This window comes from Streptomyces sp. NPDC002463 (assembly GCF_042889835.1).
Classification (GTDB): domain Bacteria; phylum Actinomycetota; class Actinomycetes; order Streptomycetales; family Streptomycetaceae; genus Streptomyces; species Streptomyces nymphaeiformis.
The window spans coordinates 57083-80182 of record NZ_JBIARL010000002.1 but is presented as its reverse complement, the minus strand read 5'-3'; the positions used below and the strand labels follow the sequence as shown (position 1 = coordinate 80182).

Here is a 23100-nt window from a genome sequence, read left to right as displayed (position 1 = left end):
CGTTGCGGGTCACGCTCGCCCTGGGCAGGATGACGCCCATGTCCTCGACGAGCGTGTTCGACCTCGCCCCGGAATGCCCCGTCGTCCCCGTCGTCGTGATCGAGGACGCCGCCGACGCCGTGCCCCTCGCGCGGGCCCTGGTGGCCGGCGGCCTCCCGCTGATCGAGGTCACCCTGCGCACCCCGGTCGCGCTCGACGCCGTCCGCGCGATCGCGGCCGAGGTGCCGGATGCGGTCGTCGGCGCGGGCACGGTCGTCTCGCCGGCCGGGGTCGCGGACGCGGTGGGCGCCGGGGCGCGGTTCCTGGTCGGCCCGGGGTGGACCGAGCGGCTGCTCGGCGCGATGCGGGACTCGGGCCTGCCGTTCCTGCCGGGGGTCTCGACGGCCTCGGAGGTCGTGGCCCTGATCGAACGCGGGGTGGAGGACATGAAGTTCTTCCCCGCGGAGGCGGCGGGCGGCGTCCCGTATCTGAAGTCCCTCGCGGGCCCGCTGCCCCGGGCCCGCTTCTGCCCGACGGGCGGCGTCTCCCTCGCCTCCGCCCCCGCCTACCTCGCCCTGCCGAACGTCCGCTGCGTCGGCGGTACGTGGATGCTGCCGCCCGCCGCCCTCGCCGCCCGCGACTGGGGGCGCGTGGAGTCCCTCGCGCGCGGAGCCGCGGGGTTGGGGGCGGAGGTCAGCGGGTGAACGTGACGCCCAGGTGGTCGGTGACGGGGCGGTAGCCGAGGCGCTGGTAGAGGGCGTTGCTGGTGGGGTTGGCCAGGTCCGTGAAGAGCAGGACCTGCGCCGTGCCGGCGTCGAGCGCGGCCCGGCCGACGGCATCGGTGGCCCCGGCCGCGTACCCGCGGCCGCGCTCGGCGGGCGGGGTGTAGACGAGGTGGACGCGGGCCTGGCCCTCGATCGTGCGGGAGACGGCGGCCATCGAGACCGGGCGGCCGTCGGGCCCCTCCCAGAGCCAGAGGCGTCCCTCCGAGATCCGCTCGGCGACGAAGCCGGTGTAGTCCTCGGCGGGCTCGTCCCCGATCGCCACCGCGAACTCCCGCGTCCAGGCGGCGACGAGCGGGACGTCGGCCCCGGCGGCGAGCCGTGCGCGGCCGGCCGGGGCCGGGTCCGGCGGGGTCGGCTCGCCGAGCCGGAAGAGCCTCATCCGGGCGGTGGGCGTCCAGGGGCGGCCGGTGGCCTCCGCGTACGCCTCGACGGCGGCCGTCTCGCCGCGCACCTCGGTCGGCTCCTGGCTCCCGGGGAACCGGAGCACCCGGGCGGCCTCCTCCGTCATGGCCCCGAAGGCGGACACGCCGGGCGGCGACACGACGAGGACGCCGGTGACCCGGCCGTCCGCCTCCTCCCACCAGCCGAGCCGCCCCGCCGCGTCCATGAGCGTGAGCACGGCGGTGTTGCGGGCGGGGTCGGCGGCGAGATGCTCGGCGGCGGCTGCCCGGAAGGCGGCGGCGCTGTCGGTGAAGGACCACGTCATGCGGGAGATGGTGGTACGGGGCCGGGGGGACGCGCCAGCGGTTTCGCTCGCCTACCGCAGGTGCGAGGTGTCGTTGAGGAGCCGTACGGAGGCGTTGCCGTCGGCGTAGTAGGCCACGGCCGAGATCGAGGCGGCCGACAGCTCCATCCGGAACAGCGACTCCGGCGGGGCGCCGAGCGCGAGCCTGACCAGGGTCTTGATCGGCGTGACGTGGGTGACGAGGAGGACCGTACGGCCCGCGTACGCGGCGGTCAGCCGGTCCCGGGTCGCGGCGACGCGACGGGCGACGGTCGCGAAGCTCTCGCCTCCGCCGGTCGGCGCGGCCTTCGGCGAGGCCAGCCAGGCGTCGAGGTCCTCCGGGTACCGCTCGCGGACCTCACCGAACGTCAGGCCCTCCCAGGCGCCGAAGTCGGTCTCCCGCAGGCCCTGTTCGATCCGCACGTCGAGACCGAGCCGGGCGGCGACGGTGCCGGCGGTCCGACGGCAGCGGGCCAGCGGCGAACTGACGATCTCCTGGATCGTGCCGCGCGCGGCGAGCGCCTCGGCGACGGCCTCGGCCTGCCGCATCCCGGCCGCCGACAGCTCGGGATCGCTCCCCCCGCTCCCCGAGAACCGCTTCTCGGGCGTGAGCGCGGTCTCCCCGTGCCGGAGCAGCACGAAGGTGGCGGGCGCGCCCATGTCGGGGCCGGCCCAGCCTTGGCGGGGGGCGGCAGAGGCGGGGGCGGGAGCCTGGGCGGGCGCGGGGGGTGCGGCTACGGCGCCGTCCGCGGCCTCGTCGACCTCGGCGATTCCCGCGGTCGCACCCCGGGCCTCGGCTCGGGCCGCGTGGCCCACCGGGGCCAGTGCGCCCGCCTCCGCCTCGAAGTCGCCGGAGGCGACCGAGGCCGCGACGGCCTCCTCGGCGGCGAACAGGCCGTCGTCGGGGGCGGTGTCCGGGGCCGTCGGGCGCGACACGCCGCCCGGCCAGGCGCCGGAGCCCGTACCCGGAGGGGCCACGTGGCCCGAGCCCGTACCCGTGGTGGAGACCGACGGAGCCGTGCCCGTCAGCGCCGCGCGCGCCATCGCCGCGCCCGCCGTCGCGTCGCCGGGCGGACCCGACGGGGGCGGGGTCGCGGCGTTGCGGGCTGCTGCTGCGTCCAGGCCCGCCGTGGAGGCGGACGGCTCCCACTGGCGGCCGCGCTTGCCCGCGTCCATGGCCTCGTTCGCGAGCCGGTCCGCGTGCTTGTTCCGCTCGCGAGGGATCCACTCGTAGCGGACCTGTCCCGGCGGGAAGACACGGGCGGCCTCGGCGGCCAGCGGCTTCATGTCCGGGTGCTTGATCTTCCAGCGGCCGGACATCTGCTCGACGACCAGCTTGGAGTCCATCCGGACGTGGACGGCGGCGTCCGGGAAGAGTTCCCGGGCCGCCTTCAGGCCCGCCACCAGGCCCTTGTACTCGGCGACGTTGTTCGTGGCCACGCCGATGTACTCGGCGGCCTCCGCGAGGGTCTCCCCCGTCGCCGGGTCGAGGACGACCGCGCCGTACCCGGCGGGTCCCGGGTTCCCCCGGGAGCCGCCGTCCGCCTCGACCACGAGCGCGCGCATTACAGGCCGGACTCCGCGGTGCGGACCAGGATGCGGCTGCAGTTCTCGCAGCGGACGACCTTGTCGGGCGCGGCGGCGCGGATCTCGTTCACCTCGGTGATGTCGAGCTCCAGGCGGCACCCCTCGCACCGGCGCTGGTGGAGCCGGGCCGCGCCGACGCCGCCCTGCTTCTCGCGCAGGCGGTCGTACAGCTTGAGCAGGTCCTCGGGGATGGCGCCGGCGACGAGCTCGCGCTCCTTGCCGACGGCCGCGGACTCGGTGTCCAGCTCAGCCTGGGCGGTGTCGCGGCGCGCGGTGGCGTCGTCCACCTTGGTCTGCACGGCGGCGACGCGCTCGGTCAGCTCGGTGAGGCGCTCCTGGGCGGACTCGCGGCGCTCCATGACCTCGAGGACGATCTCCTCCAGGTCGCCCTGACGCTTGGCGAGGGAGACGATCTCGCGCTGGAGGTTCTCCAGGTCCTTCGGGGAGGAGACGGCGCCGGAGTCGAGCCGCTGCTGGTCGCGCGCGGCGCGCTGGCGGACCTGGTCGACGTCCTGCTCGGCCTTGGTCTGCTCGCGGCCGCAGTCGCTCTCCTCGGTCTGCGCGGCGACGAGCAGGTCGCGCAGCTGGGTGAGGTCCTTGGTCAGCGCCTCGATCTCGGCGTGCTCGGGCAGCGAGCGGCGCTTGTGGGCGAGCTGCTGGAGGCGGACGTCCAGGGCCTGGACGTCGAGGAGGCGGATCTGGTCGGCGGGCGCGGCGTTCAGTTGGGGGCTCCAGGAGAGGTGTGGTGGGAGGACCAGGGGTCGGTGACCGTCTTCGAGACGTGGACGCGGAGGTCCCAGCCGTGGCGGTCGGAAATCTCGTCGAGCTGGGCGGCGGCCTGCTCGCACCAGGGCCATTCGGTGGCCCAGTGGGCGGCGTCCACCAAGCCCAGGGGCGACTGCTGGGTGGCCTCGGAGACCGGGTGGTGGCGCAGGTCCGCGGTGAGGAAGGCGTCGACGCCCGCGGCGCGCACGGCGCCGAAGAGGCCGTCGCCGGAGCCGCCGCTGACGGCTACGCGGCGGACCGTCATGCCGGGGTCGCCGGCGACCCGGATGCCCTGCGCGGTGGCGGGCAGCCGCTTCGCCGCGCGGGCGGCGAACTCGGCGAGGGTCTCGGGGCGGTCGAGCTCGCAGATCCGGCCGAGGTTGTTCTCGGGGACAAGGGGGCCGGTGACCCGGAGGTCGAGCGCGCCGGCGAGGGCGTCGGAGACGCCGGGGTCGGCGGTGTCGGCGTTGGTGTGCGCGACGTGGAGGGCGATGTCGTGCTTGATGAGCGTGTGCACGACGCGGCCCTTGAAGTGGCCGGCCGCGACCGTCGTCGTACCGCGCAGGTAGAGCGGATGGTGGGTGACGATCAGGTCGGCGCCGAGGGCGATCGCCTCGTCGGCGATGTCCTGGACGGGGTCGACGGCGAAGAGCACGCGGGTGACCTCGGCGTCGGGGTCACCGCAGACGGTGCCGACGGCGTCCCAGGACTCGGCTCGCTCTGGTGGCCAGAGGGCGTCGAGCTCGGCGATGACTTCAGACAGACGGGGCACGGAGGAAAGGCTACCTGCCCTCCGTGCCCCCTCGCTCTGGCCGAAGTCCCGGCCTGTGGACAACCTCGTCCGGGCCTACTTGACCAGGTCCTCGCGCAGGTCGTCGAGGACGCTGTTCGCCGCGGTGACGCCGAGGCCGAGGTACCAGGTCTCGTCGGGGACGTCCTTGGCCCGGCCGGCCTTGACGGCCTCGAGGTTCTTCCAGAGCGGGTTGGCCTGGGCGGTGTCCTTCTTGGTGGCCTTGGCGTCGCCGTAGACGCCGGTGAAGATCCAGTCGGCGTCGGCCTCGTCGATCTTCTCGGGGCTGATCTCGGCCGCCAGCTCGTCGACCTGCTGGTTCTTCGGCCGGGGCAGGCCGGCGTCCTCCAGGATCGTGCCGATGAAGGAGGCCTTGGCGTAGAGGCGGATCTTGCCGGGGAGGTAGCGGACCATGGAGACGGTCGGCTTGTTCGGGCCGATGTCCGTGCCGAGCTGCTTCGCCTCGGTCTCGTACGCGGCGAGCTTCGTCTTCGCCTCGGCGGTCCTGTCGAGCGCGGCGGCGTTGAGGAGGTAGTTCTCCTTCCACGTGAAGCCGGGGCGGATGGAGAACACGGTCGGCGCGATCTTCGACAGCTCGTCGTACTTGTCGGCGGCGCGCAGCTGGCTGCCGAGGATGAGGTCGGGCTGGAGGTCGGCGATGGCCTCAAGGTTGAGGTTGTTGATGGTGCCGACGGACTTGGGGGTGCCGGCGTCCTTCTTCAGGTAGCCGGGGATGCCGTCGTCGCCTTCGGAGGGGGCGTAGCCGACGGGCTTGACGCCGAGGGAGACGACGTTGTCGAGCTCGCCGACGTCGAGGACGACGACCCGCTTGGGTGCGGCCGGGATCTCGGTCCTGCCGAGGGCGTGGGTGAGGGTGCGGGGGAACCGGCCCGGCTTCGCGTCGGTGCCCATGGCCGCGGTCTTGGCGGCGGCGTCGCCGAAGTCCTTGCCGCCGGTGGCGACGTCCTTCTTCTTGGCCGTGTCCTCCTTCTTCGCGGAGTCGGAGCTCCCGTCGCCGCCTCCGCAGGCCGCGAGCGAGAGCGCGGCGGCGAGGGCGACGGCGGCGGCGGTGCCGCGGCGGCGGAAGGACATGAGAAGGCTCCTGTACGGGTCGTCCTGGCGGGGACTTACGCGGAAACGGGCACGGTCCGACTGCCCATACGGGCACGGCCCAGCGGAGGCGACGCCTCCACTTAGGTTCGCCTTACCTTACTCACCATGGGCCACTCCAGCACAACCGCCCCCTCCCCCTCAGCCGAACCGCCGGACGGCCACCCTTATGTGTGAAGTGACCCTGCTCGTGTTGTTCGGCTGGAAGTGCGAAAACTAGCTTCGTGGCTGGAGGTGACGAGTCGATGACAGCGTGTGCCATCGAGACCACGGCCGAGGACGACGACCGCGACCCCGGTGCGGCCTGGCCGGCGGGGTTCACGATCACGGCCAACGGCGCGTACGCGGCCAGGCTCGCGGGCGCCGGTGACGCCCTGTACGTGGAGCGCTGGACGCTCGACGGCCCCGAGCCGTACGCCGTGCCGCTCCCCCTCGACCAGCCCGAGGAGCGGGGCACCCAGCTGCTGCCCCTCGCGGACGGCCGGGTGCTCGTCGCCCGCCGCGTGGACGGGCGGCGGAACACGTTCTCGCTGCTCTACCCCACCGGCCCGGCCACCGGCGAGCTCCGGCTCGGCTCGGTGGAGGCGCCCGGCTCCGAGCACCTGGTGCTGCTCCCGCCCTCGCCGGACGGCATCTGCGCGTACGCGATGTGCGTCGGCCCCGACACCACGACGCTGTGGCTGGTGGCGGGCGGGGCCTTCGGCCCGGAGAAGGTGGCGGAGGTCAAGGGCCGCTGCACGGGCGGGGTGTGGCTCGACCGCACCGGCCGGATGCTCGCGCTCGACCGGCGGCTCGACGACGGGCCGGTGAAGGCGGTCGCCGTGGACCTGGAGCGGGGCGGGGAGGTGACGCCGCTGCTCCAGATCACCGAGGACAGTGACGACCGGCTGCTGCTCGCCGACCCGGACAGCGGACTGCTCCTGATCCGCTCCGACGCTCCGGGTCACGACCGGCTGGGCTGGGGGGTGCTGGGGAGCCTGCTGCCGGTGCGGTTCCCCGAGTGCCTGCGGCTCGACGACGCGGCGGTGACGCCGTTCGCGGTGCAGCCGGGGCAGGTGCTGATGCCGGAGAGCTGCGCGGTCGCGCTGCGGATCGACGCGGCGGGCGGCAGCTGGGTGGGCGTCTGGCAGCCCTCGTCCCGCCGGATGGCCCAGCTGGCGGCGCCCCAGGGGTGGCTGGCCGGGGCGGGCCTGTGGACGGCCGAGGGCGTGCTGCGGCTGCCGTACGCGACGGACGGGGTGCCCTGCGGGCTCGCCGGTCTGGAGATGCCGCCGGAGCCCGAACCGGAACCCGAGCCGGCGGCGGTCGTCGAGGAGCCCCGGGTGTGCCGCCCGGTGCCGTTGCAGCAGGCGCCTCTGACGGACCGCGGACCGGCTCGTTAGACTCACGGCCGCACAGCAAGAGCAAGACCTACGGGGTGAGTTCAGGAATGTCCGAAGCAAGCACGCAGGGTACGGAGTCGCACGGCTCCGGGAAGCACCGCGGCGAGGCGTCTCCGGCGGAGGACTCCACGTCCTCGCCGCACGGCCGGCACCGCCGCGAGACCGAGTAGCACGGAAGAAGCGGCAGGAAGCGAAGGGCCCCGGGATCACCCCCGGGGCCCTTCGCCTTCCCCACCGCCACCCCCGTGGCTCAGCCCCTCTTCAGACCCAGCACCTCCGCCGCGGCGAAGGTCTCGCCCGCCGGGCGGGACGCGTAGTGCGGGGTCAGGAGGGAGTCCAGTTCCTCGTACGTGAACGCCTCCTTGGCCGTGTCGAACTTGGCCGAGACCTTCGGCCGGTCCACGACCGCCACCATCCCGCCGTGCACGACGAGCAGCTGCCCGTTGACCCCGGCCGCCGCCGGGGACGCCAGGTAGCCGACGAGCGGCGCCACGTGGTCCGGGGACAGCGGGTCGAGCTCACCCTCCCCCGGCTCGCCGAAGCCCGCGAAGACGTCCTCCGTCATGCGCGTCCTGGCCCGCGGGCAGATCGCGTTGGCGGTCACGCCGTACCGGGCGAGCGCGAGCGCCGACGAGGTCGTCAGGCCCACGATGCCGCCCTTGGCCGCCGCGTAGTTCGGCTGGCCGGCCGAGCCCGCGAGGAAGGCCTCCGAGGAGGTGTTGACGATGCGGCCGTAGACGCCGGTCTCGCCCGCCTTGGAGCGGTTGCGCCAGTGCACCGCCGCGAAGTGGGTGGTGTTGAAGTGGCCCTTGAGGTGGACCCGGATGACCGAGTCCCACTCGTCCTCGCTCATCGAGAAGACCATCCGGTCGCGCAGGATGCCCGCGTTGTTGACCAGGACGTCCAGCTTCCCGAACTCGGCCACCGCCAGGTCGACCAGGGCCCGCGCCGTCTCGAAGTCGGAGACGTCGCCGAGGTGCGCGACCGCCCGGCCGCCCGCCGCGCGGATCTCCGCCGCGACCTCCTCGGCGGGTGCGGCGGAGGCCTCGCCGGAGCCGTCGCGGCCGGGCTGCCCGTAGTCGTTGACGACGACGGCGGCGCCGAGCCGGGCCAGTTCCAGGGCCTCGGCGCGGCCGAGACCGCGCCCGGCGCCGGTGACGATCGCGCTCAGTCCCTCAAGAGGGAGTGACATGGATGATCGCGTCCTCTCAGATCTCGATGCAGGTACGGAGGGCCGCGCCGGTCCGCATCTGCTCCAGGGCCTCGTTGACGCCCGCCAGCGGCACCCGGTGGGTGATCAGCGACTCCAGGTCGATGCGGCCGGCCCGCCAGAGCGCGATGGCGCGCTCGTACGAGCGGAGCACGTCCCCGCCCCCGTACATCGAGGGCAGGATCCGCTTCTCGTCGAAGAACAGCTCGAACATGTTGAGCTGGAGGAAGTCGTCGAGGGCGCCCGCGCCGACGACGCAGAGGGTGCCGCCGCGGCGGGTCGTCTCGTACGCGGTGCGCGCGGTGGCGGACTTGCCGACGACCTCGAAGACGTAGTCGAAGCCCTCGCCGCCGGTGATCCGCTGCTTGGCGTCGGCGAGCGCGTCGGGCGCGACCGCCTCGGTGGCACCGAACTTCAGCGCGGCCTCACGACGGGACTCGACGGGGTCGACGGCGACGATCTGGGCGGCGCCCTGGAGCTTGGCGCCCTGGATCGCGGAGATGCCGACGCCGCCGCAGCCGATGACGGCGACCGACGAACCGGCCTCCACCTTGGCCGTGTTGATGGCGGCGCCGAGGCCGGTGGTGACGCCGCAGCCGATGAGGGCCGCGATGTCGAAGGGCACGTCGTCGGGGATCGGGACGGCGCAGCCCGCGTCGACGACGACCTCCTCGGTGAAGGTGCCGGTGCCGGCGAAGCCGAAGACGTCGCCGCCGGGGCGCTTGAAGTTGGGCGTGCCGGCGTTCATGAAGCCGGCCAGGCACAGCTGGGTCTGGCCGCGCTTGCACGCGGGACAGCTGCCGCAGGCGGGCAGCCAGCAGAGCAGGACCCGCTGCCCCTGGCTGAGGCCGGTGACGCCGTCGCCGACGTCGAGGATCTCGCCCGCGCCCTCGTGGCCGGGGATGAAGGGGGCGGGCTGCGGGAGGACGCCGCTCATCGCGGAGACGTCGGAGTGGCACAGGCCGGTGGCCCGCACCCGGATCCGCACCTTTCCGGGGCCGAAGCCCACCGCCTCGACGTCGTCGAGGACTTCGAGTTTGTCCTGGCCGATCTCGTGCAGTACGGCTGCGCGCATGGTGCGGCTCCCTCCGGAGTGGGTCTACGAGATCTACGAGTGTTCGACGAGGGTGTCGGCGAGGACCGGGGCGTCGTCGCGCTCCACGGCCGTCACCGCCACCTGGACGCGGCCGTCGTCGGCCCACATCCGGATGCGCAGGGTCTCGCCGGGGAAGACGATCCCGGCGAAGCGCGTGCGGTACGAGCGGACGCGGGTGACGTCCCCGTCGAGCAGCGTGTCCACGACCGCCTTGAGGGTCATGCCGTAGGAGCAGAGCCCGTGCAGGATCGGCCGGTCGAAGCCGGCGAGCTTGGCGAACTCGGGGTCGGCGTGGAGCGGGTTCCAGTCTCCCGAGAGCCGGTAGAGCAGGGCCTGCTCCTCGCGGATCGGCCGGTCGACGGTGGCGTCCGGCGCGCGGTCCGGGAGCGCGAGGCGCTCGGAGGGCCCGCGGTCGCCGCCCCAGCCTCCCTCGCCGCGCACGAAGATCGAGGCGTCGCTGGTCCAGAGCGGGCCGTCCTCGTCGGCGGCCTCGGAGCGCAGCACGAGCACGGCGGCCTTGCCCTTGTCGTACACGGCGGCGACGCGGGAGGTGGAGACGGCGCGGCCGCCGGTGGGCAGCGGGCGGTGGAGGGTGATCGACTGGCCGCCGTGCAGGACGGCGGCGAGGTCGATGTCGATGCCGGGGGCGGAGAGCCCACCGACGACGCCCATGCCGGCGCCCGCGACGGTGGCGAAGCTGGGCAGGACGTGGAGCTTGGACTCCAGGGTGTAGCGGAGCTCGTCCGGGTCCGTGGCCGGGACACCGGCCCCGAGGCCCAGGTGGTAGAGCTGGACGTCCTTGTGGTCCCAGGAGATCTCGGCGCTGCGGGGTTCGGCGGCGACGGCCTTGGCGGGGTCGATGGGCATCGGGCTGCTGCTCCTCGTTCCTTGGAAGACCTCGGTGCGGCCGTCCGCACCGTCGGCCGCACCGAGGCCGTGCGGGGACCGTCCCGTACACGCCCGTTCTAGAACGCGTTCTAGGTCGGTGGACCCCATGTATAGCCGAGGCGGGAGGCGTTGTGAACCCTCCCCGCCGACACTTCTGACGACACGTCAGAAACCTTGCGGGGCGCGGGGAAGGGCACCCGGGACATTTGTCACGGCCAGGTCCGTACATCCGCTCCTGCCGCGCCCCGGCCCCCGCTCCGTAGCGTCGTACCCATGAAGACGGACCCCACGAAAGACCCCACGGCAGACCTCGTGACAGACCTCACGGCGGACCGCCCCTCCGGCGAGGCGGCGGTCGCCTTCCGGGCCGCGACCAAGGCCTTCGGCACCGTCCGCGCCGTCGACGGCCTCGACCTCACCGTCCGGCGGGGCGAGACCGTCGCCCTCCTCGGGCGCAACGGCGCCGGCAAGTCCACCACCATCGCCCTGCTCCTCGGCCTCGACGAGCCCGACACCGGACAGGTCGAGATCCTCGGCGGCGCCCCCGCCCGCGCCGTGGCCGCCGGCCGGGTCGGGGCGATGCTCCAGGAGGGCCGCCCGGTCCCCCGCGTCACCGTCCACGAGCTGGTCTCCTTCGTCGCCCGCACCTACCCGGCGCCGATGCCGGTCGCGGAGGCCCTTGCGCTCGCCGGCCTGACCGATCTGGCCGGCCGCCGCGTCGACCGGCTCTCCGGCGGCCAGACCCAGCGGGTCCGCTTCGCCGTCGCGCTCGTCGGGAACCCGGAGCTGATCGTCCTGGACGAGCCGACCGCCGCCCTCGACGTCGAGGCCCGGCAGGAGTTCTGGGACTCGATGCGCGGCTACGCCCGCCGGGGCAACACCGTCCTCTTCTCCACCCACTACCTGGAGGAGGCCGACGAGCACGCGGACCGGATCGTCGTCCTCGACTCCGGGCGGATCCTCGCCGCCGGCACGAGCGAGGAGCTCAAGCGGGCGGCCGGCGGCAGCCTCGTCTCCTTCGACCTCGCGGGCGGCCCGACGGAGTGGCTGGGCCTGCTGCCGGGCGTCAGCGCGTACGAGGTGCGGGGCGACCGGGCCCGGCTGCGGACCGACGACTCCGACGGCACGGTCCGCGCGCTCGCGGAGCGGGACGCGATCCGGTCCCTCGAAGTCACCCCGATCTCCCTCAGCGACGCCTTCCTCTCCCTGACGGCCAAGAATTCGGAGCAGGTCCGATGATCACCGCGTACGTACGCCTCGAAGTCCGCCGCACCCTGCGCGACGTCGGTTTCGTCATCTCCACGATCGGCGTGCCGGTCATGATGTACCTCCTCTTCACCAACCTCGGCGTGGACGACAGCGCGTACAAGAAGGCCGCGATGGTCGGCATGGCCGCGTACGGAGCGCTCGGCGCCGCCCTGTCGCTCGGTACGGGCGTGGCGGAGGACAAGTCCACGGGCTGGCTGCGGCAGCTGCGGATCACGCCCATGACGCCCCGCCAGGTGGTGACGGGCCGGGCGCTGACCGGGTCGGTCGTGGTCCTCCCGGCCATCATGGGGGTGCTGCTCGCGGGCGGCCTCGCCAACGGCGTCCGGATGGCCGTCTGGCAGTGGGCCCTGGTGGCCCTGACGCTCTGGCTCGGCTCACTGCCCTTCACCCTGCTCGGCATCGGCAACGGCTACCGGCTCACGGCCCAGACCACCGGCGTCGTCAACGTCGCCTCCAACCTGGGACTCGCGGTCCTCGGCGGCCTGTGGTTCCCGATCGCCCTCTTCCCCGGCTGGCTCCAGACGGTCTCCGGCTTCACCCCCACGAACCGCTTCGCGGAGCTGGGCGTGGCGATGGCGGAGGGCACGGCTCCGGGGTGGGCGACCCTCGCGGTCCTCGTCGGCTGGGCCGCGCTGTTCGGGACGTACGCGGCGTTCTCGTACCGCCGATCGGCGAGGACGGTGTAGGACGGTGGACATGAGCGACAGCGCGTGGGGGCGGCCCGTGAAGGCACTGCGGTGGCGGAGGGACGACCGGGGGCCGACCGGAGCGAGCCTCCTCCCCTGGCTCCTCATGGGCCTGGGCGCGCTCTCCCACCTCATCACGGGCGAGGCGCCGAACCCGCTGATCGGCGGCCTCGGCCTCCTCGCCTTCAACTCCCTGTACATCGCGATCGTCTTCCGGGCGTTCGACCGCCGGCGCCGCGAGGCCCCCGCGACCTGGGTGCTCCTCGCCGCCCTCGGCGCGGTCGCCTTCGCGCTCGCCATCGGCTACGGCCGGGAGTGGCTGCTCCTCTTCCCGCTCCTGGGCCTCGCGGTCGGCGCGGTGGTCCGGCGGGGCAGGCTGCTGCCCCTGATCGCGTTCCCGCTGGTCGCCGCGACCGGGGCGGTGACGCTGTGGAAGGACGACTGGGGCTCCATCGGCGTCGTGTACGGCACGTTCATCTCGGTCCTGGTGACGGCGACGCTCCTCGCGCTCGACGAGACGGTCCGGGAACTGCGGTCGACCCGGGAGGAACTGGCCAGGACGGCCGTCGAGAAGGAGCGGCTGCGGTTCTCCCGCGACCTGCACGACCTGCTCGGCCACACCCTGTCGGTGATCGTGGTGAAGTCGGAGGCCGCCCGGCGGCTGGCCCCGCGCGACCTGGACGCGGCGCTGGCGCAGGTCGCGGACATCGAGTCGGTGGGCCGTCAGGCGCTCACCGAGATCAGGGAGGCGGTGACCGGCTACCGCGAGGGCAGCCTCGCGACCGAGCTGGACCGGGCCAGGGACGCCCTGTCCTCGGCCGGCATCGAACCGGTCGTACGCCGCTCGGGCCCGCTCCTCGAACCCCAGACGGAAGCCCTCCTGAGCTGGGTCGTACGGGAGTCGGCGACGAACGCCGTCCGCCACTCCGGCGCCTCCCGCTGCGAGATCGACCTCTCCGGCACCGCCGACCGGGTCCGGCTCACCGTCACGGACGACGGCCGCGGCCCGGCCGCCGGCACCCCGGGGAGCGGCCTGCGCGGCCTGCGCGAGCGGGTCACCGCGGCAGGCGGCACTCTTGACTCGGGACCGGCTCCGCGCGGCGGGTTCCGGGTCGCCGCGGAACTCCCCGTGGAGACCCCCGTACCGCACGAGGGGGAGCCCACGGAATGATCAGACTGCTGCTCGCCGAGGACCAGGGCATGATGCGCGGGGCGCTGGCCCTGCTGCTCGGGATGGAGCACGACATCGAGGTCGTCGCCCAGGTCGGCCGCGGGGACGAGATCGTCGACGCGGCCCTGGTCGCCCGGCCCGACGTGGCCCTCCTCGACATCGAGCTGCCCGGCCGCTCGGGCCTCGACGCGGCGGCGGACCTGCGGGACGAGGTCCCCGACTGCCGGGTCCTCATCCTCACCACCTTCGGCCGCCCCGGCTACCTGCGCCGGGCGATGGAGGCGGGCGCGGCGGGCTTCCTCGTGAAGGACGGCCCCGTGGAGGACCTGGCCGAGGCGGTGCGCCAGGCCCTCCGCGGCGAGACGGTCATCGACCCGGCCCTCGCGGCCGCGGCCCTCAGCGCGGGCCCGAACCCCCTAACGGGCCGCGAACGCGACGCCCTGGCGGCCTCGGTGGACGGCGCGACGATCGCGGACATCGCCGCCACCCTCCACCTCTCGGAGTCGACGGTACGGAACTACCTCTCGTCCGCGATCGGCAAGACGGGCACCCGCAACCGGATGGAGGCGGTGCGGGCGGCTCGGCGGCAGGGGTGGTTGTGAGCCGGGTGGCGGGGGTCCGGCACGGCCGGCTCTAGGCCCGGGCCTTCGGGTGAGCCTTCGGAAGCCACAGCAGCATCAGCAGAGCCGCTCCCACGAGGATCGCCGTCGAGACGCGGAAGGCCGCCGCGTAGCCGGTGGTGAGGCCGGTGGGGGTTGCGGCCGGGCCCGTGACGGCCGTCGCGATCGTGGTCAGGGTCGCGATGCCGAGGGCCCCGCCCATGGTGCGGGAGGTGTTGACGAGGCCGGAGACGAGGCCCGCGTCGCCCGGGGCCGCGCTGGAGGTGGCGAGGGTGGACAGCGGGGTGGTGGCCAGGCCGATGCCGCCCATCATCAGGATCCCCGGGCCCAGGATCGTCGTCAGGAAGCTGCCGTCGGCGGTCATCGTGGACTGCCAGGCGAAGCCGGTGGCCCCGATGAGCGCCCCGGTCACCGCGAGGTTCCGCGCGCCGACGGACGGCATCAGACGCGGCGCCAGTTTCGAGCCCAGGACGACGCTGAGGGAGCTGGGGACGAGCGCCAGACCGGCCTCCAGGGGGCTGTAGCCGAGGACGCTCTGCGCGTACGTCGTCATGAAGAACCACATGCCGAAGGAGCTCGAACCGCACAGCAGGATCCCCACGTTGGCCGCCGACACCGCCCGCGTGCGGAAGAGCTTCAGCGGCATCAGCGGGGTCGCCGCGCGGGACTCGACGAACACGAAGACCGCGAGGAGCCCGAGGCCGCCGAGCAGCGTCAGGACCGTCGCCGGGTCGGTCCAGCCCGCCGCCTCGGTCTGGACGATGCCGTACGCGAGGGTGGCGAGGCCCGCCGTGACGAGGACGGCGCCCGGCAGGTCGACGCGGCGGCCGCCGCCGGTGCGGCTCTCGCGCAGCCAGAACACCGCGCCCACCAGGACGAGCGCCCCGATCGGGACGTTCACGAGGAGGACCCAGCGCCAGGACAGCAGGTCGACGAGGAGCCCGCCGACGAAGCCGCCCGCCGCTCCGCCGGCCGCGCCCACCGCCGTCCAGGTGGCGATGGCCCGGGTCCTGGCGGGTCCCGCCGGGACGGCACCGGTGACCAGCGTCAGCGTCGCCGGGGACAGCACGGCCGCGCCGAGGCCCTGCACCGCGCGGCCCGCGACGAGCTGCCAGCCCTCCTGGGCGAGGCCGCCCGCCACCGAGGCGGCGGTGAACAGACCGAGCCCGAGCAGGAACATCGCCTTCCGCCCGTACAGGTCGGCGGCCCGCCCGCCGAGCAGCATGAACCCGGCGAAGGCGATCGCGTACGCGTTGATCACCCACTGCAGGCCGGCCGCCGTGAGCCCGAGATCGGCCCGCATCGACGGCAGCGCCACGTTCACGACGGAGACGTCGAGGACGACGAGGAACTGCCCCGCGCTGGCGGTCAGGACGACCGTCCAGGCGCGGCTCCTGGGGACGGACGGGGTGTCGGACGTGCTCGTGGCGGAGTCGGTCTGCGGCATGAGTGTGATGGTCGCAGACCGCCTCCGCCCCGTACATGGGGATAAAGCCCCAGGACCCGTACGACTGTGGCGCTACGCCTTCCGGAGCAGCGTCACCACCGCCGCCCCGCCGAGGCCGATGTTGTGGGCGAGTCCGACCCGCGCCCCCGCCACCTGCCGGGCCCCCGCCTCGCCGCGCAGCTGCCACACGAGTTCGGCGGCCTGCGCGAGGCCGGTCGCGCCGAGCGGGTGACCCTTGGAGATGAGGCCGCCGGACGGGTTCACGACCCAGCGCCCGCCGTACGTGGTGGCGCCGGACTCGACGAGTTTGCCGGAGGCGCCCTCCTCGCACATGCCGAGCGCCTCGTACGTCAGCAGTTCGTTGACGGAGAAGCAGTCGTGGAGTTCGACGACGTCCACGTCCTCGATGCCGAGGCCCGAGCGCTCGTACGCGAGACGGGCCGCGGCCCGGGACATCGGACGGCCGACGGCGTCGATGCAGGAGCCGGAGGCGAAGGACTCCTCGGTGTCGGTGGTCATCGCCTGGCCGGCGATCTCCACCGCCCTCCCCCGCAGCCCGTGTTCGTCCACGAAGCGCTCGGAGACGACGAGGGCGGCGGCCGCGCCGTCGGAGGTGGGCGAGCACTGGAGCTTGGTGAGCGGCCGGTGGACGGTCTTCGCGGCGAGGATCTCCTCGACGGTGTAGACGTCCTGGAACTGGGCGTTCGGGTTGTTCGCCGAGTGCCGGTGGTTCTTGGCGCCGACGGCCGCGAGCTGCGCCTCGGTCGTCCCGTACCGCTCCATGTGCTCCCGGGCCGCGTTGCCGAAGATCTGGGCTGTGGGCGGGGACATCTCGAAGCCGTGGGCGGCGGCCATGATGCCGTAGTGCCGGGCGACGGGAGAGGTCGCGAAGTCCCCGGCGCCCGATCCCCCGCCCAGGGAACCCCGGCTCATCTTCTCGAAACCGAGGGCGAGGACGCAGTCGGCGATGCCGCCCTCGACGAACTGCCGCGCGGTCGTCAGGGCGGTGGAGCCGGTGGCGCAGTTGTTGTTGAGGTTGTAGACGGGGATGCCGCTGAGCCCGAGCTCGTACACGGCACGCTGGCCGGCGGTGGAAGCCTGGAAGCAGTAGCCGACGGCGGCCTGCTCCACGCGCGCGTAGGGCACGCCCGCGTCGGCGAGGGCCGCGGTGCCCGCCTCCTTCGCCATGTCCCAGTACTGCCAGTCCCGGGTCTCCGGCTTCTCGAACTTCGTCATTCCGACGCCGACGACGTACGCCTTGGTGGTCATCGCGTGTCCCCCTCAGTCCCTCGGCAGGCCGAGCAGACGCTCGGCGACGACATTGAGCTGTACCTGTGTGGTCCCGCCCGCGATGGTGAGGCAGCGGGACATGAGCAGGCCGTGGACGGCCCGTTCGCCGGGGCCCTCGCGCACGGCCCCTTCGGGGCCGAGGAGTTCGAGGGTGAGTTCGGCGAGTTTCTGCTGGTGGAGGGTCTGGACGAGTTTGCGGACGCTGGCGCCCGCGCCGGGCTCGAGTCCGGACACCTGGAGCAGGGTGGTGCGCAGGCCGATGCACGCGAGCGCGTGCGCCTCGGCGAGCAGGGCTCCGATCCGTACGCGCACGGAGCTGTCGGCCGCCTCCGCCCGGTCGATGAGCGCTTCGAGGCCGGTGTCGAAGGCGACCTGGTCGGCCATGTGGACGCGTTCGTTGCCGAGGGTGTTGCGGGCGACCCGCCAGCCGTCGTTCACCTCGCCGACGACGGCGTCGGCGGGAAGGATCGCGTCGTCGAACCAGACCTCGTTGAAGAGGGAGTCCCCGGTGATCTCCTTGAGCGGCCGGACGTCGATCCCGGGGGTGTTCCGCATGTCGACGAGGAAGTACGTGAGCCCCTGGTGCTTGGGGACGGTGGGGTCGGTACGGGCGAGCAGGATGCCGTGGTGGGCCCACTGGGCGGCGCTCGTCCACACCTTCTGCCCGTTGATCCGCCAGCGCCCGTCCTCCGTCCGCTCGGCCCGGGTGCGGAGGGAGGCGAGGTCGGAGCCGGCGCCGGGCTCGGAGAAGAGCTGGCACCAGAGGCGCTCGCCGCGGAGGGTCGGGGCGAGGTGCTCGGCCTGCTGGGCGGGGGTGCCGTGGGCGAGCAGGGACGGCACCACCCAGGTGGCGATGCCGAGGCCGGAGACGGCGATCCCGGCCTCGTCCAGCTCCCGTTGGACGGCGAGCTGCTGGAGGGGGCCTGCGCCGAGCCCGTACGGCTCCGGGAGGTGCGGGGCCGCGTAGCCGGTGGGAGCGAGGGCGCGCCGGGCGGCGGCCGGGTCGAGCCCGGCGGCGGGAGCGACGGCCTCGCGGGCCTCGCGGCGGTACGCGTCGGCCTCGGGCGGCAGGTCGAGGCGGAGGCCGCGCCGGACGCCGGCGGCGGCGTGCCGGAGGGCGGCGAGCCGGTGGTGGTCGCCGGTGCCGAGGAGCTGGCGGGCGACGAGGGCGCGGCGCAGCAGCAGATGGGCGTCGTGCTCCCAGGTGAAGCCGGTGCCGCCGAGGATCTGGATGCAGTCCTTGGTGCAGGTGTACGCGGTGTCGAGGGCGGTGGCGGCGGCGAGTGCGGCGGTGAGGGAGCGGGCCTCGTCGTGGCAGGCGCGGGCGGCGTCCCAGGTGAGGGCGCGGGCCTGTTCGAGCCGGACGAGCATGTCGGCGCAGAGGTGTTTGACGCCCTGGAACTGTCCGATGGGCCGGCCGAACTGCTCGCGGGTGCGGGCGTGTTCGGCGGCGGTCTCGACGGCGCGGGCGGCGGTGCCGCAGGCGTCGGCGGCGAGGAGGACGGCGGCGAGGTCGTGGACGAGGGCGGTGACGGCGGCGGCCCCCTCGCCGTTCGGGCCGTCGAGGTCGAGGGCGCGCTCGGCGGGGACGTGGACGGCGCGGGCGGTGATCTCGGCGGTGGGCCGGGTCGGGTCGGCGCTCTCGTGGGGCCGGACGGCGAGGCCGTCGGTGTCGGCGGCGAGCCAGACGGAGCCGTCGGCGGTGGCGGCCCGGAGGAGCACCAGGTCGGCCTGGGCGCCGCCGAGGACGGGGGGCGCGGTGCCGTCGAGGAGCCAGCCGCTCGCGGTGCGGACGGCGGTGAGGGTGCCGGTGCCGCCGAGGGCGACGGCTCCGATCCGCTCGCCCCGCGCGAGCGTGCCGGCCGACTCGTGCCGCCCGCACCGGTGCAGGAGTTCGGCGGCGAGTACGGAGGGCAGGTAGGGCCCGGGCAGCAGGGCCCGCGCCGCCTCCTCCACGACGACGGCGAGGTCCCCGAGGTCGCCGCCCCCGCCTCCGTGCTCCTCGGGGAGGTGCAGCCCGAGGATCCCCTGCTCGGCGGCGGCGTCCCAGTACGGGGGCCGTCCGGTGGCGGTGTCGGGGACGTCCAGGTGCTTGCGGACTTCCTCGGGGGGTACGGCGCGGGTGAGCCAGCCCCGGACGGATCGGGCGAGCTCCCGCTGTTCGTGCGTGATGGCGATGCCCATGCGCCGCAGACTAGAACACGTTCCATTCTGACGGAAGGTCAGAAACCGGATGAGATGAAAGCTGCGCGACGCAGAGAAAAGCATGTAGAGTCATCTGTGTGACGCAGAGAATGCGCTACGCAGTCGATTCCTCAGGGGGACCCATGCTCACCGTCGCCGTCACCGGAGCCACCGGAGCCCAGGGCGGAGCCACCGCCCGCAGCCTGCTCGCCGCAGGCCACCGGGTGCGCGCCCTCACCCGCCACCCCGACGCGCCCGCCGCCGACACCCTTCGCGCCCTCGGAGCCGAGGTGAGGTATGCGGACTTCGACGACCGCGCCTCCCTCGACACGGCCCTCGCCGGCGCCGACTCCCTCTTCGCCGTCACCTCCTTCGAGGCAGGCGTCGAGACCGAGATCCGGCAGGGCAGGTCCCTCGTCGACGCGGCGACGGCAGCCCGGCTCGGCCATGTCGTCCTCACGTCCGTCGCCCACGCCGACCGCGACACCGGAGTCCCGCACTACGAGAGCAAGCGTGCGGTCGAGCACCACCTCCGCGCCTCCGGCACGCCCTGGACGGTGATCGGCCCGGCGGCGTTCATGGACAACTACGCCGGCGGCTGGACCGCCGACGGACTGCGCGAGGGAACCTTCGCCTGGCCGATGCCGGCCGACCGACCGCTCTCCCTCATCTCCTCACGGGACATCGGCGCGTTCGCCGCGCTCGCCCTCGCGCGCCGCGAGGACTTCACGGGCCGCCGCATCGACATCGCCTCCGACGAACGCACCCCCGGGGAGATGACCGGCATACTCGCCGCCGCCATCGGCCGCTCGATCGCGTACGAGGAGGTCCCGCTCGCCCATGTGCGCACCCGGTCCACGGACCTGGCCGCGATGTTCGCGTACTTCACCACGACCGGTCTGGACGTCGACGTCGCCGGGCTGCGCCGCGAGTTCCCCGAGGTCGGCTGGCAGGGTTTCGACGACTGGGCCGGGGCACAGGACTGGACGTCGGTACTGGCAGCCGAGCCCGAGCCGGCCCGCCACTGACGCGACTGGCACCGTCCTCGCCGGCGACTGGACGTCCCGCCCGGCCCCGGGCGGGCTCACCCTCACCCCCGACGGCGAGCACCGCCTGACCGGGGTCGCAGCCGCTGTCGCCGAGTAGAGATCCATGCGCACCGACCTGGGCGTCGACGACTGAGCGACCCCGTTGTCAGTGGCACCTGCCACGATCTCGGAGAACCGAACGACTCCAGAGAGCGAGCACGCGCCATGGGCACCTGGGACATCGGCCCCTTCGACAACGACACCGCCGCCGACTTCTCGTACCGGGTGGACGAAGCCCCGGAGGAGAAGCGGGCCGAGGTGCTCCTCGCGACCTTCCGCGAGGTGACCGCGACGGGCGAGGAGTACCTCGACTCGGACTTCGCGGTGGAGGCCATCGCGTCGGCGGCCCTGGTGGCGGCACAGTGCCCGGGCGGGGACCCGGTCACCACCTCGTACGGCCCGAAGAAGCCCCTGCCCGAACTCCCGGCGGACTTGCGCCCGGCGGCGGTCGAGGCCCTGGACCGCATCCTCACCGAGCCGTCCGAACTCCTGGAGCTCTGGGAGGAGTCGGACGGCGAGGAGTGGAAGGCAGGGGTCCTGAAGCTGCGGGGCGTGCTGGCCGGGGGCTGAGCACCCGCCCCCGTCCGCCTACTGTGGAAGGGAGACACACGTACGAGAACGGGGGTTCCATGGACGTGCGGACGTGGGGGCTGGTCATGGAGATGACCGTGGGGCTCGGGGAGCGCAAACACACGGAGGCCTACGTGATGGCGCACGTCTCCGGGTCGCGCGAGGACGCGTGGGAGGAGCTGGAGCGCCGGGCGCGAAGCTTCACACCGGAGCATCCCCGAAGTCCCAAGCGCCGTCGGCTCCTCCGGAAGGACGACGGGTTCCTGCTCGTCGTGGACGGAGCGTGGCAGTCGTACGTCACCCGGTTCACGGTGGCGGAGCTGCTGGAGGACTCCGCCGCGCCGAAGCCCGCGCCCGAACCGGAGCCCGCGCCCGAACCTCCGGCTCCGGGGCCGGAGTCCGCGGCGATGGAGCCGGAACCCGAGCCGGACGTCGAGCGGTACGCGGACGGGGTGCCGGTCAGACCGGCGTGGCTGGGCCGCGACGACCTGCCCTGAGGACGTCCGGCGGGCGGGGGCTACGGGCCCGGACCGCTTGGACTTCCCCGCAGATCGTTGGATTCTGCTCCGCCGGTGCGGCGCCGCCGCCGTCCGGACCCGATCATGGGGTCATGCCCTCCGAAAGCGCTCTCCCCCTCTCCCTGGAGTGGGTGACCGCCCCCGCGTCCTGGTCCCTGGCCGACGGCGTGCTGGCCGTCACCGCCGCTCCCCGCACCGATCTCTTCACCGATCCGCTGGACGGCGCCCGGCGGCGGGACGCGGCGCTCGCGCTGACCGTGCCGCCGGACGGCGACTGGCAGTTGTCGGCGCGGCTGCGGGTCGGCTTCGGCGACGCGTGGGACGCAGGCGGCCTGGTCGTTCACGCCGACGACGACCACTGGGCGAAGCTCACCTTCGAGCGGGCCCCGGACGGCACCCAGGGCGTCTACTCGGTGGTGACGCGCGGGCGTTCCGACGACGCGCTCGCCGGGCCGGTCGCCGCCGACGCCCTGTGGCTGCGGATCAGCCGCACGGGCGCGCGGTTCACCTTCCACTCCTCCGAGGACGGCCGCTCCTGGCGTCTGGTGCGGCAGTTCGCGCTGGGGACGGCGTCGGTCCCCGGCCCCGTGCGGGTCGGTGTCGGCGCCCAGTCGCCCGTCGGGGAGGGCTGCCGGGCCGACTTCGACGAGCTCCGCCTCTCCCCCACCACCTTGCCGCACCTCTTCGACGGGCGCTGACGGCGGCGGCCGGCGGGGGCTACGCTCCCGCCATGTCGAGCATCCGTGCGGTGATCCTGGACCATCGGCGGGCCGATGGCCTGCCTCCGTACGAGCGGCCCCGTCCCGGCGCGCCGCTCGCCCGCCGGGACGGGACCGCCGTCCACGGCCGGACCTGTGCGGTCACCGGCGTCGGCACCGACGGCCGCACCCTGTGGACGCACTCCTTCTCCGGGCGGCCGAACGCGGCGCACATCTCGGGCGGCCGGGTCCTCGTCACCACCGACTCGCTGGAGTACACGGCGTGGGGCCACCTCGGCCCGGCGCTCCTCCTCGACCTCGCCGACGGGCGGCTGGTCGCCGAGCTGCGCGGGGCGCGCGGGGCGGCCCGCGGCGGCGGCCGGTTCCTGGTGGGCCTGGAGGGCTACGGCACCTTCGAGACGCGGGAGTACGACCGCGACGGCGACGAGACCGACCGGTGGCCCTCCTACGGGCACTACGTCGTCGGCAGCGGCGTCCGGGTCGTGGAGGCGGACCGGAACGTCCCGACGAGGAACCGGGTCGTACGGCTCCTGCCAGGCGGCGTCGTCACGCCCGGCCCCCGGCTGTCCGACCCGCAGCCGCCGAAGCCGGTCGTCCTCCCGGACGGGACCGTGCTGGTGCTCGACGGCGGGGTGCTCCGGGCGGTGGGACGGGACCTCGGCACGACCGTCCTCGCAAAGCTGAAGGACGTCGGCGACGGCCGGGCGATACGGACCCTGCACCAGGACCGGGAGGGCAGGATCGTCGCGAGCATCGCGGAGCCGCACGCGGCCGACCCGGCGAAGTACACGGTCGAGACCTGGACCCTCCGCCTGTCCTCTACCGGCGCCTGAACCGGAGGACGACTGCGGAGACGGTCGCGGAGACGGCGGTGACGGCCAGGACCAGCAGTCCCGGGTTCACCCACCACGGGACGATCTCCTCCCCCTGGCACACCAGGCTGACGGGCAGCGCGCTGCTGGAGTCCGGGTAGACCTTCGCCCCCGCGTTGAACCAGCAAGCGTCTTCCGGGAAGAGGGACGGCAGGTACGACAGGCCGTACAGGTGCAGCGCGCCGCCCGCGAGGTAGGCGAGCCCGGCGATCCAGGCGGCCTTCCTGGCGGGTGAGCGACGGGGGCGGGGCGGGCGGGGGAGGCCTTCGGCCCGCCTGGCCCGGACCAGCCCGACGTAGGTGATCACCGCCCATGTCGGCAGGACGACGGCGAGGATCACCATCCCTATG

At 74.0% G+C, this 23100-nt stretch carries 24 protein-coding genes; 12 read left to right on the top strand and 12 right to left on the bottom strand.

All coding sequences use genetic code 11. From position 1 onward, the window contains the following. Positions 1-38: 38 nt before the first annotated feature. Positions 39-683 carry a bifunctional 4-hydroxy-2-oxoglutarate aldolase/2-dehydro-3-deoxy-phosphogluconate aldolase gene (gene eda / locus ACFYX3_RS05500; RefSeq protein ID WP_389008374.1) on the top strand — a complete coding sequence of 215 codons (645 nt, stop codon included), beginning with the start codon at positions 39-41 and terminating at the stop codon, positions 681-683. Here eda and ACFYX3_RS05495 read toward each other — a convergent pair. The 5 genes from ACFYX3_RS05495 to ACFYX3_RS05475 all read right to left on the bottom strand — a co-directional run bounded on the left by ACFYX3_RS05495 (position 673) and on the right by ACFYX3_RS05475 (position 5722). Beyond that, complete coding sequence (locus tag ACFYX3_RS05495; RefSeq protein WP_389008371.1) at positions 673-1470, bottom strand: GNAT family N-acetyltransferase; 798 nt, start codon at positions 1468-1470, stop codon at positions 673-675. The genes eda and ACFYX3_RS05495 overlap by 11 nt on opposite strands. A 51-nt stretch (positions 1471-1521) precedes the next feature. After that, the gene (locus ACFYX3_RS05490) at positions 1522-3054 is read right to left on the bottom strand and encodes a bifunctional RNase H/acid phosphatase (RefSeq protein ID WP_389008368.1); all 1533 of its coding nucleotides are present in this window, start codon (positions 3052-3054) and stop codon (positions 1522-1524) included. Further along, on the bottom strand, positions 3054-3797 hold the full coding sequence (locus tag ACFYX3_RS05485; protein ID WP_389009430.1) for a zinc ribbon domain-containing protein: 744 nt from the start codon (positions 3795-3797) through the stop codon (positions 3054-3056). Before ACFYX3_RS05485 ends, ACFYX3_RS05490 begins: the two co-directional genes overlap by 1 nt. Next, positions 3794-4612, bottom strand: a complete 819-nt coding sequence (locus ACFYX3_RS05480) for a Nif3-like dinuclear metal center hexameric protein (RefSeq protein ID WP_389008365.1) — start codon at positions 4610-4612, stop codon at positions 3794-3796. The genes ACFYX3_RS05485 and ACFYX3_RS05480 overlap by 4 nt, the downstream gene beginning before the upstream one ends. A 75-nt stretch (positions 4613-4687) precedes the next feature. Next, positions 4688-5722: an ABC transporter substrate-binding protein gene (locus ACFYX3_RS05475; RefSeq protein WP_389008362.1), complete on the bottom strand. Its 1035-nt coding sequence runs from the start codon at positions 5720-5722 to the stop codon at positions 4688-4690. 263 nt (positions 5723-5985) lie between these two features. Between ACFYX3_RS05475 and ACFYX3_RS05470 the strand changes: the two genes are divergently transcribed. Then, positions 5986-7122 carry a hypothetical protein gene (locus tag ACFYX3_RS05470; protein ID WP_389008359.1) on the top strand — a complete coding sequence of 379 codons (1137 nt, stop codon included), beginning with the start codon at positions 5986-5988 and terminating at the stop codon, positions 7120-7122. 47 nt (positions 7123-7169) lie between these two features. Next, positions 7170-7292, top strand: coding sequence for a hypothetical protein (locus ACFYX3_RS05465; RefSeq protein WP_352024811.1), 123 nt, complete (start codon positions 7170-7172; stop codon positions 7290-7292). 80 nt (positions 7293-7372) lie between these two features. Here ACFYX3_RS05465 and ACFYX3_RS05460 read toward each other — a convergent pair whose 3' ends face one another. Genes ACFYX3_RS05460 through ACFYX3_RS05450 form a run of 3 tightly spaced genes read right to left on the bottom strand, consistent with a single transcriptional unit; the run spans position 7373 to position 10295 of the window. Continuing rightward, on the bottom strand, positions 7373-8314 hold the full coding sequence (locus ACFYX3_RS05460; RefSeq protein ID WP_389008355.1) for a 3-oxoacyl-ACP reductase: 942 nt from the start codon (positions 8312-8314) through the stop codon (positions 7373-7375). A gap of 16 nt (positions 8315-8330) precedes the next feature. After that, the gene (locus ACFYX3_RS05455) at positions 8331-9407 is read right to left on the bottom strand and encodes a Zn-dependent alcohol dehydrogenase (protein ID WP_389008352.1); all 1077 of its coding nucleotides are present in this window, start codon (positions 9405-9407) and stop codon (positions 8331-8333) included. A gap of 33 nt (positions 9408-9440) precedes the next feature. Next, a complete protein-coding gene (locus tag ACFYX3_RS05450) occupies positions 9441-10295 on the bottom strand; it encodes a MaoC/PaaZ C-terminal domain-containing protein (RefSeq protein ID WP_389008349.1) in 855 nt (284 codons plus the stop codon). 294 nt (positions 10296-10589) lie between these two features. Here ACFYX3_RS05450 and ACFYX3_RS05445 point away from each other — a divergent pair, with 294 nt between their 5' ends. From ACFYX3_RS05445 to ACFYX3_RS05430, 4 genes are read left to right on the top strand one after another with little or no spacing between them, the layout of a single operon-like run. Further along, entirely contained in the window at positions 10590-11555 is a 966-nt protein-coding gene (locus ACFYX3_RS05445) for an ATP-binding cassette domain-containing protein (protein WP_389008346.1), read from the top strand. Further along, positions 11552-12271, top strand: coding sequence for an ABC transporter permease (locus ACFYX3_RS05440; RefSeq protein WP_382661214.1), 720 nt, complete (start codon positions 11552-11554; stop codon positions 12269-12271). Before ACFYX3_RS05445 ends, ACFYX3_RS05440 begins: the two co-directional genes overlap by 4 nt. A 10-nt stretch (positions 12272-12281) precedes the next feature. After that, entirely contained in the window at positions 12282-13442 is a 1161-nt protein-coding gene (locus tag ACFYX3_RS05435; protein ID WP_389008341.1) for a sensor histidine kinase, read from the top strand. After that, positions 13439-14044 (top strand): response regulator, encoded by a 606-nt coding sequence (locus ACFYX3_RS05430; protein ID WP_376589092.1) that lies wholly within the window; start codon positions 13439-13441, stop codon positions 14042-14044. Before ACFYX3_RS05435 ends, ACFYX3_RS05430 begins: the two co-directional genes overlap by 4 nt. Positions 14045-14075: 31 nt before the next feature. On the opposite strand, the gene ACFYX3_RS05425 is transcribed toward ACFYX3_RS05430, so the two are convergent. The 3 genes from ACFYX3_RS05425 to ACFYX3_RS05415 form a co-directional block, all read right to left on the bottom strand. Beyond that, positions 14076-15509 carry an MFS transporter gene (locus tag ACFYX3_RS05425; protein WP_389008337.1) on the bottom strand — a complete coding sequence of 478 codons (1434 nt, stop codon included), beginning with the start codon at positions 15507-15509 and terminating at the stop codon, positions 14076-14078. A gap of 72 nt (positions 15510-15581) precedes the next feature. Next, positions 15582-16778 carry a lipid-transfer protein gene (locus ACFYX3_RS05420; RefSeq protein WP_389008334.1) on the bottom strand — a complete coding sequence of 399 codons (1197 nt, stop codon included), beginning with the start codon at positions 16776-16778 and terminating at the stop codon, positions 15582-15584. Between the two features lie 12 nt (positions 16779-16790). Then, entirely contained in the window at positions 16791-18983 is a 2193-nt protein-coding gene (locus tag ACFYX3_RS05415; RefSeq protein ID WP_389008331.1) for an acyl-CoA dehydrogenase, read from the bottom strand. A 143-nt stretch (positions 18984-19126) separates the two neighbouring features. On the opposite strand from ACFYX3_RS05415, the gene ACFYX3_RS05410 reads away from it, so the two are divergent. The 5 genes from ACFYX3_RS05410 to ACFYX3_RS05390 all read left to right on the top strand — a co-directional run bounded on the left by ACFYX3_RS05410 (position 19127) and on the right by ACFYX3_RS05390 (position 22711). Continuing rightward, complete coding sequence (locus tag ACFYX3_RS05410; protein ID WP_389008328.1) at positions 19127-20011, top strand: NmrA/HSCARG family protein; 885 nt, start codon at positions 19127-19129, stop codon at positions 20009-20011. Positions 20012-20236: 225 nt separating this feature from the next. Next, entirely contained in the window at positions 20237-20641 is a 405-nt protein-coding gene (locus tag ACFYX3_RS05405; protein ID WP_382661221.1) for a DUF4259 domain-containing protein, read from the top strand. A gap of 59 nt (positions 20642-20700) precedes the next feature. Next, complete coding sequence (locus ACFYX3_RS05400; RefSeq protein WP_389008324.1) at positions 20701-21138, top strand: hypothetical protein; 438 nt, start codon at positions 20701-20703, stop codon at positions 21136-21138. Positions 21139-21251: 113 nt separating this feature from the next. Next, the gene (locus ACFYX3_RS05395; protein WP_389008321.1) at positions 21252-21857 is read left to right on the top strand and encodes a DUF1349 domain-containing protein; all 606 of its coding nucleotides are present in this window, start codon (positions 21252-21254) and stop codon (positions 21855-21857) included. A gap of 32 nt (positions 21858-21889) precedes the next feature. Beyond that, positions 21890-22711, top strand: coding sequence for a hypothetical protein (locus ACFYX3_RS05390; RefSeq protein WP_389008318.1), 822 nt, complete (start codon positions 21890-21892; stop codon positions 22709-22711). Here ACFYX3_RS05390 and ACFYX3_RS05385 read toward each other — a convergent pair. Next, on the bottom strand, positions 22698-23093 hold the full coding sequence (locus ACFYX3_RS05385; protein ID WP_389008315.1) for a hypothetical protein: 396 nt from the start codon (positions 23091-23093) through the stop codon (positions 22698-22700). The genes ACFYX3_RS05390 and ACFYX3_RS05385 overlap by 14 nt on opposite strands. Positions 23094-23100 lie beyond the last annotated feature (7 nt).